This is a genomic window from Microcoleus sp. B4-C1, from assembly GCF_036705285.1.
In the GTDB taxonomy this organism is placed as follows: domain Bacteria; phylum Cyanobacteriota; class Cyanobacteriia; order Cyanobacteriales; family Microcoleaceae; genus Microcoleus.
This window is the reverse complement of sequence record NZ_JAUBUC010000118.1, coordinates 1-17,934: the sequence shown is the minus strand read 5'-3', so window position 1 is coordinate 17,934 and position 17,934 is coordinate 1. Positions and strand designations below refer to the sequence as shown.

Below are 17,934 nucleotides of genomic sequence, written 5' to 3'. Positions count from 1 at the left end.
AAAATTACGGGGCAATCCCCCCAGCAATTAGCCTACGACATAGCCGTGCAAGCGTCAATCCATCAGGAACCAGTCGAAAAAGAGAAAATCGAACAATTTATTGAAGACGTAATGATACCCCTAGGAGAGAAAGCAAAAAACAATCCTCAACCTAAATGTCATTACGTCTTTAAGGAGATGAATTAAAGAAAAAACGGTCAAGTTGCAATCTTGACCGTTTCAAGGAGCTGTCTTGGCTAACTGTCCTCTATTCGCATCTATAAATCTACCATGCCCCACAAAAACCACCACGTCACCGACTTAATCAAATCGGCAAAAGAACAATTTGATAATTTTAGCGACGCCGAAACACAGGAAGTTTTTCTCACGATCAGAGAAGCAAAAGTCAGAGGACTGTTGCGAAAACAGCCTTCTGACCGCTGCCTAAGTAAATATATCAACGCTGCCAATCACCTTTTGCGGACTTATTCAACGGATGAATTCACAACAGCGCTGACTCATAACATCGACTACTTATACGCTTACATTGCCCTGGTAGCGACAAATTCCATCACAACAACCGCCTGACGAGCGCCGCCCGGAATCAGCGGCCGAAACTCCCCTTATTAAGGGGGAGTCGCGGATCGATTCCAACCCGACCGCCGCAGCGGTGCAGCCGACTTAAGGCTTTCATAATGAAACAAGCTCTCGGGCTTTCAGCATTTCATAAGCTTGGTCGGTTTTGTCCGTTGTAGCCCTGTGTGCTTTAAGAGTGAATTAAGCTCATTTTGTGGCTTTTGGGTGATTCATAAGCACTTATCCCAGGGATTAAACTTCACCCCTATAAACATGAAAATACTAGGCATTGATATTAGCAAGGCCTCAATTTCTGCGTGCCTGCTATCAGAAAAATTGCCCGCCGACACTGACGCGCGTGATGCTTTTTACAAAACTAATTTTCACAAGTTCCAGGCAAATGCTGCTGGAATTTGTGGATTGCTCGATCTAATTGGTGTTGGCCAGACAATCGCCATAATGGAACCCACCGGCATTAACTACCAAAAAGTTTGGGGGACTCAACTAGCCCGCGCCGGCTTAGAAGTTCGCCTGGTCGGACACGCCGAATTGCGATCGTTCCGACAGCATCACCTGGGCTTACCCGACAAAGATGACGACGCCGACGCCTTAGCTTTGGCGCTGTACGGTTGGGAGTATCTGCACATTCCCAAGCGATTCTTACAAATCAGAGAAGGAGCGATCGTCAAAATCCGCGAGCTTGCCTTGCGACTTGCTCACCTTAACCGCGTACAATCCCCCATCATTAACCGGGCCAGACAAGATTTAGCTTGGCAGTTTCCAGAAGTTGCACTCATTCGCTCGGTTCGGTTTGGCGAGAAAGTTCCCTTGCTCTGGGGATGGCTTGCCGGAGAACGACCGAGCAAAAAGTACGATCGCCTTTACGCCGAATCAATCGGTCTCGGAATTACCGAATCAGTCCGCCAACACGCCGCCAGACTTTGCAACCTGCAGCGCGAAGAAATGACAATCGAGCAAGAATTGTTTGAACTGCTGGCCGCTCCACAATTTGCGCGATACCGAAAAGTCTTTGCCCGCTTCGGGTTCGGTCAACGAATTGAAGCTTTATTACTCAGCCAAATTTACCCACTGCAAAACTACCTCGCCGCCGACGGCAAGCCAGAGGTAAAAATTGCCAAAGGTAGGCGATCGGGCAAACCGACCAAACGGTATTTATCTTTGCGTCGATTCATGAAAGCTTTAGGGTGTGCGCCATCACAAGAAAGCAGCGGCGACTTGCAAAAGTCCAAAGTTGCCGGCGGCTCTGCACTCTGTCGCCGCGCTCTGTGGCAGTGGATTTTTACCCGTATTGAACCAAACAACCGGCGACTTTCAAACGAAACAGGCCGCCATCTGGGGGAAATGCTCGACTCTGAGAAAGCTAGCGGCCGGCCGGTGAAACTTGCGCGATCGCGTGTGGCGGCAAAAGCAGTCAAGCTGTTGTTTAAGGAGCTCGTTCGCGAATTCGGGAGCTTCCAAATTTAAGCTAATAAATGCTAGAGTGAAATGCTGCACGCAAAAAACGGTAATCTGGAGGGAAGTATGTCACGGAAATGTCAGCTAACGGGGAAGAAGGCGAATAACGGTTTTGCAGTTTCTCACTCGCACCACCGCACTCACAAGTTGCAAGAGGCAAATTTGCAGTGGAAGCGGGTTTGGTGGCCGCAGGAGAAGCGCTGGGTAAGATTGCACCTTTCTACAAAAGCGATTAAAACCTTGCAAAACAAGGGTTTGGAAATCATGGCGAAGGAAGCTGGAATTAACCTGTACAAGCTTTAAAAAACTTGGCTAATTGAGAAAAGGGCGATCGCACATTTGAGAGTGCGATCGCCCTTATTTTAGAGAAAAACCTTTACTAAAGCCACTTTCTGCATTTGAGTAAATAAGTAGTCATCTCGCCTTTGCCTTTAACTTCGATCGCGCCGCGACTTTCAAAGGAATACTTTTCTCGCAACTGCTGATAAGTTGTCTCTGTTACCTGAATACACCCCGGCAAGCCGTGAGATTCCATGCGGGAAGCGGTGTTAACGGTGTCTCCCCACAAATCGTAAATAAATTTTTTAATACCGATGACTCCGGCGACAACCGGGCCGCTGTTGATGCCGATTCTGATGCTGAAATCTTGATTGTGGATATTGCTGAAGTCAGTAATTGCCTGCTGCATATCGATGGCCATTTCTGCGATCGCTTCTGCGTGATCCGGGCGAGGAATGGGCAGGCCTCCAACTACCATGTAAGCGTCGCCAATCGTCTTAATTTTTTCCAAACCGTGCCTTTCTGCTAGGTTGTCAAATGTCGAAAAGATGTCATTCAGCAAGGCTACTAATTGCGTTGGAGAAACTCGCGAGCTCAATTGAGTAAAGCCTACTATGTCCGCAAACAAGACAGTAACGTCAGCAAAGGTGTCTGCGATCGTACTGTCTCCTCGCTTCAACCGATTTGCTATTTCTTCAGGCAAAATATTCAACAACAAGCGTTCTGATTGTTCCTGTTGAACTCGCAGTGCACTTAAAGTATCATTCAGAGCATTAGTTCGTTCTTTCACTCGAAATTCTAACTCTTCATTCAGCTTGTAAAGCGCCATTTCAGCCCGCCTGCGGTCTGTGATATCCGTACCGATTGCCAGCATTCCCGCGAACTTTCCTGCCGCGTCAAACAGCGGTTTATTTGCCCAGGATACCCAAACGCGATCGCCGCTGCGCCGGATACTTTCATTTTCATTTCGCGTATATTGTTCTGGGTTTTGCAAAATATCTCTCAACTTTGCTGCCAAATCATTTCCTGTTGTATCTGTCTTGGGAATAATTGTTCCCACGGCGTTTTTGCCAATTATCTCTTTTTCATCGTAACCAAAAAACTTCTGTGCAAATTCGTTAAAAAAAGTAATATTTCCTGCCCTATCTATTTTTAAAATAATGCTGTTAGCATTTTCCACTAATTCCCGATACTTAATTTCGCTTTGCCGCAGCGAATCCTCTGCTGAGGCGCGTTCGGCTACTGTCGCCGCCAACAGCAGCGATGTAACTACAATTACGCTCATAAAAGCCTGCAAAAATAAGATTGCCTGATTGATATTTTCCGCTTTGGCAATAAAAGGCCCGCCTCCCTGAGAACCGCCCCAAATGGCGATACTGGATACAATAAAAGATGCTAAAACCGCCCCTACCTGACCGAATTGAATGGTTGCCCAAATTACTAAGGGAAATGGCAAGTATTCGAGGGGATAACCGGAGAGATTACTTTCACTTTTTGAGTTGTAGATTAGCCAACTGACTGTTACTAATAACAGCAGGCATATTCCGGCACCGATGCGATTGAGAATTGTTTGAGAAGCTGTATTTGGTGAAGGGCGGGGCGCTGGTTTGTGGTTGTATATAATCAACAGCAGGGGAGTAAAAATTAACACTCCTAATGTATCTCCGAGATACCAATTCCATCGAATATGCCAATATTCGCTCCAGTCAACTAAACCCGTTAAACACAGGCGTAACGTGCCGAGAGTGCAGTTAATTTGAGTCGCAACTAGAGCGCCGCCCCAGACTAAATTGACTACATCTATGAGCCGAGATAGTGATGAGCGAAAGTTGAGTTTTCGCAACAAAGCAAATGCAAAAAAAGCTTGCAAGCAAGCACTGAACGCAGCTAACAATGCACTAAAAAATGACATTTTGTTGATAGTCTCGAACAAAAATACGCCTAAAGCTATTCCCGGCCAAACTCGCCGACCCAATAATAAAAGTGCAGCTTGTGCAATTCCTGCCGGCGGCCAGACGCAGCTAGCTAATGTATTGACGCCTGGGATTGAAATTGCTATTTTTCCTCCCAAAGCGTAAGTAAAAGCAATGGCAGCTACTTTTGCTAAGTATTGCGAATTTCTAGATTGAGTAAATCGCAGAAACTGATTTTTGTTGGGGTTCATACTGAGTATTATATGTTTAACTAACTATAGCAACCGCGACCGAATATTAGGACGTTCTTAATTGCTGAAACATGAGTTGTTATATTGCTTCTTCCTTCTTTTTCTGCTGAGCGAAGTCGAAGGGCTTTTTTCCTTACTGCTATAACTTGATGCCTGTAAGAAAGTAAGTGTTCATCTCGCCTTTGCCTTTAACTTCGATCGCGCCGCGACTTTCAAATACATACTTGTCCTGCAATATATCATAAATTGCAGACGTGACTTGAATGCACCCCGGCAAGCCGTGGGATTCCATGCGGGAAGCGGTGTTAACGGTGTCTCCCCACAAATCGTAAATAAATTTTTTAATACCGATTACTCCGGCGACAACCGGGCCGGTGTTAATGCCAATTCTGATGCTAAAATCTTGATTGTGGAGATTGCTGAAGTCAGTAATTGCCTGCTGCATATCGAGGGCCATTTCTGCGATCGCCTCTGCATGATCGCTGCGGGGCATGGGCAGCCCTCCTACTACCATGTAAGCGTCGCCAATCGTCTTAATTTTTTCCAATCCGTGCTTTTCTGCTAGGCGATCGAAGGTGGAAAAAATATCGTTAAGCAAGGAAACTAATTCCGGGGGAGAAATTTGGGAACTAATTTGGGTAAAACCGACTATATCTGCAAACAATACTGTTACTTCGGAAAAAGTATCGGCGATGATGCTTTGGTCTTGTTTTAATCTATCGGCGATCGCTTGCGGTAAAACATTGAGCAGGAGACGGTCAGATTTTTCTTGTTCTAAGCGCAAAGCTGCCTCAGCTTGTTTGCGAGTTGTGATATCTTGAACAGTACCTTCGTAATAAAGCAAATTTCCATGCCTGTCGCAGACAGTATAAGCATTCTCCGCAATCCAAATTATACTGCCATCTTGGCGGTAAACTTGAGATTCAAAATCTGATACTTTGCCGTTTTTTCGCATTAAATTAATGACTTCGGCGCGGCGTTCTGGGCATACATATAGCTGGCGGTTAATATTAGTTAAAGTCCCCTTCAACTCTTCAAAGGAACTATAACCGTAAATACGAATTAAAGCAGGGTTGACGCTGAGATATTCCCCATCTGGAGTAGTTTGAAAGATGCCGACGATCGCATTTTCAAAAATGCTGCGGTATTTTGCCTCAGCTTGTCGCAGCGCTTCTTCAGCGCGCTGGCGTTCTCGCGCTTCCATTGCGAAAGTTACAGAGTCTGCTAGAGAAACAGCGAAACTTTGTTCTTCAATAGTCCAACGGCGGGGCATTCCTACGTGTTCTAAACAGAGAACTCCGGCTGTTTCTCCGCCTATTTGAATCGGCGTATCTAGCATGGAAGTGATGCCGAACGGAATTAGGTAAGATTCCGCAAATTCTCTAGTTCTAAAATCGTTTTGCGCGTCAAAGGCAGCAATCGCGCGTTCTTCTCGCAGTGCTTGGAAATAGACAGGATAGTCTGCTTCTGCTAATTGCAAACCGTCTGAGTGCTGGTTGACAGCGTGATCGAACAAATCCAGGCACTCGATCTTGGATTTAGTGCGATCGTACAGCCATACGCTCGATCGGGTAACTTCCAGAGTACGGCTAGCAGTTTCAGTTATTTCTTGAAGCGCTTTTGTTAAGTCGCCTTGATTCAGCGCTTTATTTTTGGCTAAATCAATTAATGCCGATTTCTGTTTCTGTAGCTGAAGTTCGCTTTGTTTCAGGGCATTTGTCCGCTCTTCAACTCGGATTTCCAGCTTTTCATTGAGCTTTTGCAGGGCTATTTCAGCTTTTCGGCGAGCGGTGATATCTGTGCCGATGCAGAGGATGCCCAGGATTTCTCCCGCTGAATTAACCAGCGGTTTATTTGCCCAAGATACCCAAACGCGATCGCCACGGCGTCGGAGGTTTTCATTTTCATAGCTGGTAAAGCGATCGGGATTTTGTAAAATTTCATTATAAACCAACTGTAAGTTATTCCCTTCGATGTCTGTCTGCGGAAGAATTGTTCCCATTGCATTTTTACCAATGACTTCTTCCTGAGTGTAGCCAAAGAATATTTCAGCAAATTCGTTAAAAAAAGTAATATTGCCGTCAGCATCCAATTTCAGAATAATGCTGCTTGCATTTTCCACCAATTCTCGATATTTAATTTCGCTTTCTCGCAGCGAATTTTCTGCCTCGGCGCGTTCAGCTACCGTCGCTGCCAATAACAGCGATGTAATTGTCACTACAGCCATAAAAGCTTGCAAAAATAAGATAGCCTGAGTGATATTTTCGGCTTTGGCTATGAACGGCCCCCCTCCCTGAGAACTGCCCATAATTGCGATGCTTGAGACAATGAACGATGCTAGGACAGCGGCTCGTTGACCGAATTGGAGCGCCGACCAAATTATGAAAGGAAACGGCAAATATTCCAGGGGATAACTAGAAATAGAAGCTTCTGTTTTCGACACAAAGACCAGCCAGCTCACCCCAATTAATAATAATAACCATACTGCCCGCCAAATTAAATATCTTTGCTGGCTGCCTGTTTGTCTTTTTAAACGATCTGCGGTTACTTTAGGGCGAAAAAATATTAGGATTAAGGGAGTTAAAATTAAAACTCCCATTGTGTCTCCCAACCACCAATCCCACCGAACCGACAAATATTCTGTCCAATCTACTTTGCCCGCTAAATATAGGGAAAACGCGCCAATCGTGCAACTGATTTGAGTAGAAATTAGACCGCCAAACAAGATTAAATTAACTACATCTTTCAAGCGATCGAGAGATGGACGAAACCCCATCCAGCGCAGGGCAGTTACTGCAAAAACAGCTTGCAGAATTGCCCCGGCGTTTCCTCCCAGCCAAACCGCAAATATCTGTTCATTTGGGTTAACAAAATTTAGCAGGAATGTACCCAAAACTATGGCAGGCCAGACTTTACTCCCAAACAACAAAAGTCCAGCTTGTGCAATTCCTGCGGGTGGCCACACCGAGGCAGCAAAGGGACTAACACCTTGAATTGAAATTGCTAGCCTCGCCCCCACGGCGTAAGCGACAGCAACGACAGTTACTTGGGCTAAGTACCGCCCAATTCGGGATTGAGGGAATCGCAGAAACTGATTTAGGTTCAGATTCATACCGAGTTTTAAGTTTTAGGGGATTTCACATCAGAAGGAAGAGGGAAGTTCGGCAACGAGCAATGTACGGGATGTAACGGATGTAATATCAATTCCGGTTGTATCGGAATGAGGAAACCGCAGAGGACACAGAGGATACAGAGAAAGGGAAGAGAGAGATGAATAATTCTGATGCCAACGGATTTGATATAACGGATGTAACGGATGTCAGGAAGAGGGAATAAGGAAGAGAAAGAGGGGAGCTAATGTAGGGTGTACACCGGGCACATTGCGAGCCTAAATGTAGGTGCGCGGTGCGCGCACCTTACCAATTATAAAGGCTTAGTTGATGGCGGCTTCAATCCACTGTTTTAAAGTAGAATTTACTTCATCAATGAGAATTTCATGTGATTGGTGATTTGCTCTTTCCACGACTTCAACTTTGCCTGCTTTCAGCGAACGGCCCGGAACAATGCGATAGGGAATGCCGATTAAATCAGCATCTTTGAATTTAACTCCGGCTCGTTCGTCGCGGTCATCTAGCAAGGTTTCAATGCCAGATTGGTTGAGTTCTGCGTAGAGTTTTTCGGCGACTTCTACTTGTTGGGCGTCGGAAATATTGGGGATGCTAATGATGGCGTGATACGGCGCGATCGCCACTGGCCAAATTATCCCGTCTTTGTCGTAGGATTGTTCTACGGCCGATTGAGCTAGCCGCGACACGCCGACGCCGTAGCAGCCCATAACAAAAGGCATTTCTTCGCCTTGTTCGCTGGTGTAGGTGGCGCCCATTGCTTGGGAGTATTTTGTGCCTAATTGGAAGATGTGGCCGACTTCGATGCCTCTGGCGCTTTGCAAGGTTTGTTCGGGGTTGTGCACGGCCCGATCGCCCTTTTTAGCTGTTCTGACACCTACAACCGTTGCTGGTAGCGGAAATTCTTTATCCCAATTAGCCCCGACAACGTGGTATCCTGATTCGTTTGAACCAGTGACAAAGTTTGTCAGGTCAACTGCAGTGCGATCGACCAAACGCAAAAACTTAGAGTTTACCTCCTTACTCCCAGCGATATAATCATCAGCAACATCGGGAGCCATATAACCGAGAGGTAAAGATTTAGCCGCCCATTTCCGCTGAGCTTCGGCATCGGGAACAGTCAAAAATAAAACAGTTTTAGCTTGATAATTGCCCGCTAACTTCGTCAACTCATTCAGCAACTTTACCTGATTCACATCTTGGTCGCCGCGAATGCTTACCAATACCAAAACAGTCATGCCATTGTCGTAAACTGCCTGGTAAAGCACATTTTTGACAACTTGCGTCGGAGAACATTTCAAAAACTTGCAAAGTTTATCAATTGTTTCAGTTCCCGGCGTTTCCCGCTTTTCAAAGGTTGCAAAGGGCGACGGTTCGGCATCAGCAGGCATCGATACAGCCTTTTCCACATTAGCTGCATACTGACCATCTTCAGTATAAAGAACTTCATCTTCTCCCGCTTCTGCCAGCACCATAAACTCTTGAGAACCAGAGCCACCAATTGCTCCAGAATCAGCATCTACTGCTCGGAATTGCAAGCCCGATCGGCGCAGCATATTGCTATAAGCTTGAGCCATATCCTGATAAGTTTTTTTCAAACTTTCTTCGTTTGTATGGAAAGAATAGCCATCTTTCATAATGAATTCGCGACCGCGCATCAACCCAAAACGCGGGCGAATTTCATCGCGAAACTTAGTTTGAATTTGATAAAGATGTAAAGGCAATTGCCGATAGGAACGAATCATATCTTTAGCAATTGTAGTAATTACTTCTTCGTGAGTTGGGCCCAGTCCCAATTCTCGCTGCTGCCTATCTGTCATGGCAAACATAATACCTTCAGCTTGAGTGTAGGTGTCCCAGCGGCCGGATTCCCGCCACAAATCGGCCGGTTGCAATTGCGGGAGGAGGCATTCTTGAGCGCCGGTAGCGTCCATTTCTTCGCGCACAATTTGAGATACTTTTTTGAGAACTCGCCACATTAAAGGTAGATAAGCGTAAATTCCGCTACCGATGCGCCGGATGTATCCGGCACGGAGTAATAGTTTGTGGCTGGGAATTTCTGCTTCTGCCGGGTCTTCGCGCAGGGTAACAAAAAGCATTTGAGAGAGTCGCATAGCTGATTTCCTTAAAATACCGGATGAGTGTAATTTTAGATCAACTTCTGATATTATCAGAACTAAGCCCGATTTGATTAAATATATGAATAAAATTTGGCAAAACTACGAAAAAGGTATGGCAGTCTTTGATAATTGTCACTCTCCTACTGTGCAATCTCAGTGGCTTGCCTTAAAAGATGAAATAGGAGAATTTGTTCGAGAACCTAATTTAAGTGAAATTTGGGATATTGTTCATGCTGCTGGTCGATTGCTTTACAAAATAATCGGAATTCCCTTATATTTACTGGCCTATCCTACTGTTCGCAAACACAGTCAACGTTTCGAGGAGTACGGATGTATTCGCAGCATTCGCAACTGTGAGGGTAAATGCTGCGGCAAAAAATCGTAGGGTACGCTGCGGCGCACCTGATATCATGTTTGTTGAATGACCCGCAATTACATTCTAATGACCCCACAGATAAATCTGGGAGCTTGAACTAGGGTCTAAAAAGTTTATTTTCCACGACTCCTGTACGTGGCAGCGTATCCGTTTTGGGCTGGGTCCATGCTTCAATTCTAAAATCTAAAATCTAAAATCTAAAATCGATTGACCTGATTCAAAAAACAATGCAACTTGAGGCAAGTGCCAAACCCCTATCCAGTAACTAATTCCCAATCTAAAATCTAAAATCTAAAATCTAAAATCGCATGACCAGATTTATTCACGACCAATTTGCCAAACAGTATCTGAAAGAACTATTAACCCCTCTCGGTAATGTAGAAACCAGCCGGGATGTCGCTGGAGAAGTAAGGCAGGTTGACGTTTTATTTTCCCCGAAAGCAGAACCGGAAGTTGAAGCAACAGCCCTCGGCATTCTGGGTCAAATCGCAGCAAAACCCGCTGTATTTGAACCCTTCCGCAGCCCAGTCCAAATCGGAGAAATTCGCAGTTGTCTGGGCAAACTCTTCGATATCCACGGCGAATTTGAACGCGCCGCAGTTAGAGAAAATACCCGGATTGCAGAGGCAGACTTGCCCCAACTCTGGATACTGTCGCCGACTGTTTCCGACACGATATTAGCTGGATTTCGAGCCCTTCCCGAACCGGAAAATTGGGTAAATGGAGTTTATTTTCTGGGCCCATCTCTGAAAGCAGCGATTATTGCCATTCACCAACTGCCCCGCACTCCAGAAACGCTGTGGCTGAGAGTTTTGGGGAAGGGAAACGTGCAGAAGCAAGCGGTTGCCGAATTGAGAGAATTACCCTCAGATAATGTCTTTCGGTTGAATGCGTTAGAATTGTTGTACAACTTGCGAACTATTTTAGAAGTCCGCCAAGACATAGATCGAGAAGATCGGGAGTTAATTATGGAACTGTCACCCCTCTACTTGCAACGGCTGGAAGATGCAACTCAGCGCGGTATCCAGCAAGGTATTCAGCAAGGTATGCAGCGCGCTCAACGCCTGATGGTTGAGAATCTGCTACAAGTAAAATTTAGTGAGATTGATGAAGAATTAGCCCAAATAATCGAGCCTTTGATTCAACTAGATCCCCTCGATCGCACGCGGCTGATTATGCTGCTCGATCGCTCTGAATTGCTAGCTCATTTTGAACAAAAAAATCAACCGGAATCCTGAGTCAGCAGCGCACTCTACAATCAATAGGGTGCGCTAAATATCACTTTACTATTTATTATCGAGAAAATCGGGAGTTAATTATGGAACTATCACCCCTCTATTTACAACGGCTTGAAGAAGCAACTCAGCGAGGTATCGAGCAAGGTATTCCGCTAGGTATTCAGCAAGGTATTCAGCTAGGTATCGAGCAATGTATTCAGCAAGGTATCGAGCAAGGTATTCAGCAAAGTAAACGCGAGATTGTTGAGAGTATGTTAAAAGTGTATTTTGGCGAGATTGATGAAGAATTATCCCAACTAATCGAGCCTTTGATTCAACTAGAACCCATCGAGATCGCGCGACTGATTATGCAGCTCGATCGATCGCAATTACTCGCTCGTTTTGAGCCTAAAAATCCAACGGAATCCTAACTCGCTAGCGCACTCTACGATATGTAGGCTGCGCCGAAAATTACTTTACTACTATTGATAATTGGTGGCGCCCTCCGCATCAAACTTGCCACTTTTATGCGAACTCTGCTGCTATCAGTCCTATAAAAACTAATTTCTGACTTTAGACGGATTTATTTTTTAGCTTCCACAGCCATAATAAGCAGTAAGGATGAGATCACTAGAGAACTGATTTACCACTCATCCCAATTTCACTAATAAGGGCTTCCGTAAGATAAAGCCGAACCAAAACAAAACATCATCTAAAGATTACAAACACCCCTAGAAAAAAGTTAGGGGCAGTTTTCGATATGCCGAGTTAGGCATAAAAACTTAGGAGGTAAATTATGTTTGAAAGCGAGTTATTAATGTCGCTGTACAGTCCAAAATTCAATATTGCCCAAATGCCAGTAGAAATAGATGTGCCATTTGACCACCCCGATATCGGAGGGCTGATGTTTTTAAGCCCGCAGTTTTTTGTGGCATTAATCGCCGGAGTCATTATGGCTTTCGGCTTCCAATTCCTGTTAACAAATTTCTCGATCGCGGCAAAAATCTCAAATTGGGACGAGGCTTTACCCGACGATGACGATGATGATGAATCCGAAAGTATAGGCCGTAAAGTTCGGAAAATCGAAGGTTTAGTCGGGGGTTGGATTTTAGTCACCGTTAACCTGGCTTTATTTTTGGCTTGTTTTCTGGCAGTCAAACTAACTTCAATTGCCTCGGTAGACGGAGCGGCAATTATTGGTGTGGTAATCTGGGCTGCGTACTTTTTAACGCTGGTGTGGCTCGGTTCTAGCGCTGTCGGTTCGATGATCGGTTCCTTGATAAAAACAGCTTTTTCAGGCGTTCAAGGCGTCATGGGTACTGCCGGTGCTGCGATCGGCGGCAAGATGGCTAGCGACCAAATGGTCAATACTGTAGAGGCATCTGTTGCCGCTGTCCGCCGCGAGTTGAGTTCGGCGGTAGACCCGGATAGCATTCGCGAAACACTGCAAGATTATGTGGGTTCTTTGCAGTTACCGAAACTAGATGTTAAGGAAATTCGCGGTCAATTTGAAAAGTTGCTGGGCGATGCAGATATCAAATCTCTTGCGGGAAGCGACGTTCTGAAGAATGTTAACCGCCAGACTTTTGTGGATTTAGTTAAGAGTCGCACAGACTTTTCTCAAGAGGAAATAACTCAAGTTGCCGACCAACTCGAAGGCGTTTGGAAGCAAACTTTCGGCAAGCAGCAAGAGCAAAAAGACCCGAATTTAGAGTTGGTTGATTTTCTCAAGTTTGCGGCTCCCGATTTGCTGAAGTCTGACGAACTCAACGCCAAGCTGTCTCAAATTCTGGAAAGTAGGGAAAACAAATCGGAATCCAGCAGCGGCATGAAGCGAGCGATGCAGTTGGGTGTGGAAGCTCTGGTGGGCACTGTTTTGTCGCGGACGGATTTGTCTGATTTGGATGTTGAAAAAATCTCTGGTCAGTTGCAACAACTGACAGCACAAGGGACTCAAAAAGCTAAATCTTTTGCTTCTCAGGTGGGCGACAAAGTGCCTGCGCTGCCGTTCAATACAGCTAAGGCTGATGTGGAAAATTATTTGCTGAATGCCCAACCTTGGCATCTCAACCGGGAGACAATCAAGCAGGAATTTAGGGATGTTATTTACGACCCGGAAGCTTCTCCGGGGGCGGTTTTGCGCCAGTTAGAAATGTTTAATCCCGATTATTTTGTAGGGATTCTGGGCCGCCGTGAGGGGTTTGCTCCTGAACAGGTGACGGAAATTGCCGAACAGCTTGAAGGTGTCCGACAAGAAGTGTTGGAAATTGTGCAAGCTGCTGCTGGTGAAGAACAGTCTCAAGATTTGCGGAGCCGGATTGAGAATTATTTGCGATCGACCGGCAAGGAAGAATTGAATCCTGAAGGTATCGAGCGGGATTTCCAAGCGCTTTTGGACGATCGCGATGCTGGTTTTGAAGCTTTGCGCGATCGCCTGTCTCAGTTTAACCGCGATACTTTGGTGCAGTTGCTGGGTCAGCGCGAAGATTTCAGTCCAGAGGAAGCCGATCAGTTAATCGGGCGGCTCGAAAGTTCGCGCGATCGCGTGATTTCTAAAGCTCAAGAATTGCAAGAGCAAGCGCAATCGAAAGCGCAAGAATTGCGGCAAAAGGTAGAAGACTATCTTCGCAATACTAATAAGGAAGAGCTCAATCCTGAAGCGATCGAGCGCGAGTTTCAAACGCTGTTAAACGACCGGGAAGCCGGATTTAAAGCGCTGAGAGAACGCTTATCTCAATTCGATCGCGATACGCTGGTGCAGTTGCTGTCACAGCGCCAAGACCTCAGCGAAGAACAGATCAATCAGACGATCGACCGGATCGAATCTGTGCGCGACAACATTATCCACGCGCCGCAAATAGTGGCAGATAGAGCTAAGCAACAGTACGAGGAAGTTACTGCAAAAATTGGCGAGTACCTGCGGAATACAAACCTGGAAGAACTCGATCCAGAAGCCATCAATCGGGATTTGACTAAATTGTTTGAAAATCCGAAAGAGGGTGCTTTGGCACTTCGGGAAAGACTTTCTCAGGTCGATCGCGAAACTTTAGTTAAGTTGCTGTCGCAGCGGGAAGATTTGAGCGAAGAACAGATCAATCGGACGATCGATCGCGTGCAAGATTCTATTCGCAGCATCGTGAAATCGCCCCGTCGCTTGGCTTCTCGCGCTCAGAAAACAGTCCGGGATTTCCAAGGAAGTTTGGAAAATTACTTGCGGAATACGGACAAGGAAGAACTCAATCCTGAAAGCATCAAACGCGATTTGCAGTTGCTGTTTAGCGAGCCGGGTATGGGGATGCAAAGTTTGGGCGATCGCCTGAAGCACTTCGATCGATCGACTCTGGTAGCATTGCTGTCGCAGCGGGAAGACATCTCGTTCGATGAAGCTAACAAAATTGCCGACCAAATTGAATCTGTCCGCAACCAAATTGTCGAACAAGTTCAAATGGTTCAGGACAAGTTTCAGTCAGCAATGGATGGTATTTTCGGGAAAATCCGGGATTACCTCAATTCGCTCGATCGACCAGAACTCAACTACGAGGGAATCAAGCGGGACTTACGCAAAGTGTTTGATGACCCGCAGGCAGGATTTGATGCGATTAAAGATCGTTTAGGTGAGTTCGATCGCGATACTTTAGTTGCCCTGCTGAGTTCTCGTTCCGATATTTCCGAGACTGACGCTCACCGAATTGTTGACCAAATGGAAGGAGCCAGGGACAGCGTTTTATTGCGATCGGAACGCCTGCAAAATGAAACCAAAAAACGCATCAAACAGCTCAAGAACAAGGCCAAGCAGCAAGCAGAAGATGCGCGCGAAGCGGCAGCCGCCGCAGCTTGGTGGCTGTTCGGTACGGCTCTGACTTCTGTGGTTGTTTCGGCTTTGGCTGGAGCAATAGCAGTCAACGGGATTTCGGGTTTGTTTAGCTAGATTTTCAACGAGTTTGAAATAAAGTTCTCCTGATTCTAGGCTGGCGGTTTGCCAGCCTATTTTCTTTGGAATAATATCAGAGTCCTTCAGGATTCTATAGTTGGCGGAAATACTCTCGATAAATCGAGCGCCAAGTCGTGAAAATAAGGCAGATTAACAGACTCGTTGGGCAGAAAAATCAGCGTCCTGCGATAACCAAATTGGCCAGGGGCATTCTGATACGGCTCGCTGTAACATTCCAAGCAAGTTTGTAATAAATTAAATATCCAATAGTTCGAGATTCCGGCTTCAGCATAAAGGGGGAGCTTAACCTGTTTGTCGTAACTCAAAGAAGAATCTGCAATCTCAATCAGCAACAGTATATCCCCTGGACAGGGGTGAGAGGATAGATAGTCGTCAGGGCGATTTTGTACGATCGCACGATCGGGTTCTGGTTCGCTGTCATCAGGCAGAATAATAGGTTGTTGTCCCCGCAGTGTCGCCCTTTCTCCCAGCAGCTTAAATAACTCGCGTTCCAAGCGTGTCTCGCAAACCGAGTGAGCGGTACCTTTAGCTGCCATTTTCACAAGTTCTCCCTTGATTAACTCAACTCGATCGTCCTCACCAAAGAACCCCAGTTCTGTGAGGCGATGATATTCCGCTATGGTGAAGCGTTTTGCAGTTGCGATCGACATAACAGCCACCTCAATACAGGTCTGTTGCGATTATAGGCGATCGTCGATCGGCTAAACAATGCTAATCATGAGCTTCGCTAACAACAATCTTGTCAAATTTTCCTCATCCTTTGGTTGCAAATTTTCCCAATTTTGGTTAATTTACTCGCCGAACTTATGTCCGGGATCATATCTGCCTTAAGCAAGATTCTAGCATCACTATTTATTAGGTACTTTAACTTAAGTAGCAAACAAAAGTTTTCTCACCAATAAGAAAACTGAGCAATACATATTATTTTGGAGGCTTGAATGACATTTACTACTGCCGGTGCTTACGACCAAGGAAAAGCAGATATTCAGAGCTTGAGTGTAGACGACCAATTAGGTTTGCTGTGGTTTGTTTATACCGAAATGGGCAAGTCAATAACACCAGCGGCTCCCGGTGCTTCCGGTTCCGAAATCGCTCAGGGTTTGTTCGATCAAGTCAAACCGCTGCCCCACGAAGAACAACTACAAGTAATGCGCGACATTGCCTCAAAAGCCAATACTGAAATCAGCCGGATGTACGGCTCAATGAGTCCTGAAACCAAGCTGGCTTTTTGGTATTTCCTAGCAGTAGGAATGGACGAAGGAACTATTATTCCTATGCCTCCCGACTATCAACTTCCCGAAGCAGGAAAAGCTTTATTAGGAAAGGTTCAGGGCATGGACTTTCAGCAACAAATTGATTTCCTTCGCGGTACAGTTTTAGTAATGGGTGCTGAAGCCGCTCCGGGGGCTGGCATTTAAAAATAGGACTTACGAAAATAAACCCGGTTTCTCTGAGAATATCGGGCGTGGCAACGACGCACTTAGGAAGAAACCGGGTTTTTAGCCGTTTGATGCGTAAGCTGTTGTGCATTTAAATTGTATGTTGAGGGCGGGCTTTCCGGCCCACCCCACAAGAGTGAAAATTTCTTTTACCATGCAATTTAAATGCGGATTAGCTTAAGTTCTCAACAAGATTAGTAAGTAGCTCAAACTAATACGCCACGCCAGAAACCCGGCTTCTTCAAGAAACCGGGTTTCTGGCTGTTGTGTTTTTTTAGGTTTACGGCGAAGATCCGCACTTTACAGCTAATAACTGAATTCAACGGCTCTGTTTCCCACAACTTCCGGCGCAGCGACTGTTAAACGCATATCTTCGCAGGCAAATGTTAGCAAGGGCTGACCTAAGTTTAAACTGGCAAAAGGGCTTTCTTCTGGCACATCTAACTCGCCTTTAATCAAACCGATGCGAGACTGTAATCCTCCTTTAAATAACAGCAAATTGCTGCTGTCAGCGCTGAAAACATTTCCGCTAAAAGGCACCGGTAAGGCTAAGCTTTGCTGGCTGTAATTGAGGCTGCACAGTTGACGGTTTCCTTGGCTAACTGTGACGCGGTAGCCTAGCGGTGCTGCCTTTACCGCATCGCTACCTTCCCAACTAAATTGAGCTAATTCTTTAGGAAGTCCCCAAATTTCGCGCCCGCCGGCTACCGAGTTAGGATTGTCTACGTAAATATGGGAAATCCAAGCGCCCCATTTTCCTGCATAATTGGCGATCGCGCTAACTACAATTAACTCATTGTACTCCATCACCGAACCCAATCCGTAGGAGGATATATAAATGCCACCTAGGGTTTTTCCTGGCAATAAAGAGACAATTTCTAACTCAGAGGGAACCAAGGGGCGCACTCGTGCCACATCTACTAATTGTAAAGTCTCAACAGCATAACCTTGCAGATGCCAAGGTGCAGGTGGATATACCATTTTCAGTGATTTAATGTCTGATATTTTATACTTATTTTAGCTTGGCGCTTCAAAAAGCAACAATTTTTGGTATTTGTTCACAAGTTGTTAGTAACTGAGATGTTGCACTATTCTCAATAAGCTTTTTATGAACAGGCTTTCCGGCCTGTTCCACAAGAAAATTCACTCTTTGTGCATTGGTAACAAGTTAGAACGGAGTAGATTTTGTCAATACCCCTTTATGTAGAAATATAATTGAATAATAATGATA

At 45.6% G+C, this 17,934-nt stretch carries 14 protein-coding genes; 9 read left to right on the top strand and 5 right to left on the bottom strand.

Annotation, left to right across the window (positions count from 1 at the left end; all coding sequences use genetic code 11):
* From QUB26_RS28595 to rpmB, 4 genes are all read left to right on the top strand, one after another.
* On the top strand, window positions 1–186 hold a 186-nt coding region (locus QUB26_RS28595; RefSeq protein ID WP_333320703.1), incomplete at its 5' end, for a hypothetical protein.
* Between the two features lie 84 nt (window positions 187–270).
* Window positions 271–567, top strand: coding sequence for a hypothetical protein (locus QUB26_RS28590; RefSeq protein ID WP_333320701.1), 297 nt, complete (start codon window positions 271–273; stop codon window positions 565–567).
* Window positions 568–828: 261 nt separating this feature from the next.
* On the top strand, window positions 829–2,040 hold the full coding sequence (locus QUB26_RS28585; RefSeq protein ID WP_333320699.1) for an IS110 family transposase: 1,212 nt from the start codon (window positions 829–831) through the stop codon (window positions 2,038–2,040).
* A gap of 57 nt (window positions 2,041–2,097) precedes the next feature.
* On the top strand, window positions 2,098–2,334 hold the full coding sequence (gene rpmB, locus QUB26_RS28580; RefSeq protein ID WP_333065932.1) for a 50S ribosomal protein L28: 237 nt from the start codon (window positions 2,098–2,100) through the stop codon (window positions 2,332–2,334).
* A 76-nt stretch (window positions 2,335–2,410) separates the two neighbouring features.
* On the opposite strand, the gene QUB26_RS28575 is transcribed toward rpmB, so the two are convergent.
* The 3 genes from QUB26_RS28575 to proS form a co-directional block, all read right to left on the bottom strand.
* Window positions 2,411–4,474, bottom strand: a complete 2,064-nt coding sequence (locus tag QUB26_RS28575; protein ID WP_333239849.1) for an adenylate/guanylate cyclase domain-containing protein — start codon at window positions 4,472–4,474, stop codon at window positions 2,411–2,413.
* A gap of 139 nt (window positions 4,475–4,613) precedes the next feature.
* Window positions 4,614–7,586: an adenylate/guanylate cyclase domain-containing protein gene (locus QUB26_RS28570; protein ID WP_333239847.1), complete on the bottom strand. Its 2,973-nt coding sequence runs from the start codon at window positions 7,584–7,586 to the stop codon at window positions 4,614–4,616.
* A gap of 321 nt (window positions 7,587–7,907) precedes the next feature.
* Entirely contained in the window at window positions 7,908–9,713 is a 1,806-nt protein-coding gene (gene proS / locus QUB26_RS28565) for a proline--tRNA ligase (protein ID WP_333245212.1), read from the bottom strand.
* Window positions 9,714–9,798: 85 nt separating this feature from the next.
* Here proS and QUB26_RS28560 point away from each other — a divergent pair, with 85 nt between their 5' ends.
* The 4 genes from QUB26_RS28560 to QUB26_RS28545 all read left to right on the top strand — a co-directional run bounded on the left by QUB26_RS28560 (window position 9,799) and on the right by QUB26_RS28545 (window position 15,240).
* The gene (locus QUB26_RS28560; protein ID WP_333239843.1) at window positions 9,799–10,104 is read left to right on the top strand and encodes a hypothetical protein; all 306 of its coding nucleotides are present in this window, start codon (window positions 9,799–9,801) and stop codon (window positions 10,102–10,104) included.
* Between the two features lie 299 nt (window positions 10,105–10,403).
* The gene (locus QUB26_RS28555; protein ID WP_333239841.1) at window positions 10,404–11,333 is read left to right on the top strand and encodes a hypothetical protein; all 930 of its coding nucleotides are present in this window, start codon (window positions 10,404–10,406) and stop codon (window positions 11,331–11,333) included.
* A gap of 80 nt (window positions 11,334–11,413) precedes the next feature.
* Complete coding sequence (locus tag QUB26_RS28550) at window positions 11,414–11,743, top strand: hypothetical protein (protein ID WP_333320697.1); 330 nt, start codon at window positions 11,414–11,416, stop codon at window positions 11,741–11,743.
* A 365-nt stretch (window positions 11,744–12,108) separates the two neighbouring features.
* Window positions 12,109–15,240 carry an MFS transporter gene (locus QUB26_RS28545; protein ID WP_333320695.1) on the top strand — a complete coding sequence of 1,044 codons (3,132 nt, stop codon included), beginning with the start codon at window positions 12,109–12,111 and terminating at the stop codon, window positions 15,238–15,240.
* Window positions 15,241–15,326: 86 nt separating this feature from the next.
* On the opposite strand, the gene QUB26_RS28540 is transcribed toward QUB26_RS28545, so the two are convergent.
* Complete coding sequence (locus QUB26_RS28540; RefSeq protein ID WP_333239835.1) at window positions 15,327–15,914, bottom strand: Uma2 family endonuclease; 588 nt, start codon at window positions 15,912–15,914, stop codon at window positions 15,327–15,329.
* A gap of 288 nt (window positions 15,915–16,202) precedes the next feature.
* Here QUB26_RS28540 and QUB26_RS28535 point away from each other — a divergent pair, with 288 nt between their 5' ends.
* The gene (locus QUB26_RS28535) at window positions 16,203–16,682 is read left to right on the top strand and encodes an orange carotenoid protein N-terminal domain-containing protein (RefSeq protein ID WP_333239833.1); all 480 of its coding nucleotides are present in this window, start codon (window positions 16,203–16,205) and stop codon (window positions 16,680–16,682) included.
* A gap of 327 nt (window positions 16,683–17,009) precedes the next feature.
* Here QUB26_RS28535 and QUB26_RS28530 read toward each other — a convergent pair whose 3' ends face one another.
* The gene (locus QUB26_RS28530) at window positions 17,010–17,684 is read right to left on the bottom strand and encodes an acetoacetate decarboxylase family protein (protein WP_333239831.1); all 675 of its coding nucleotides are present in this window, start codon (window positions 17,682–17,684) and stop codon (window positions 17,010–17,012) included.
* Window positions 17,685–17,934: the final 250 nt, after the last annotated feature.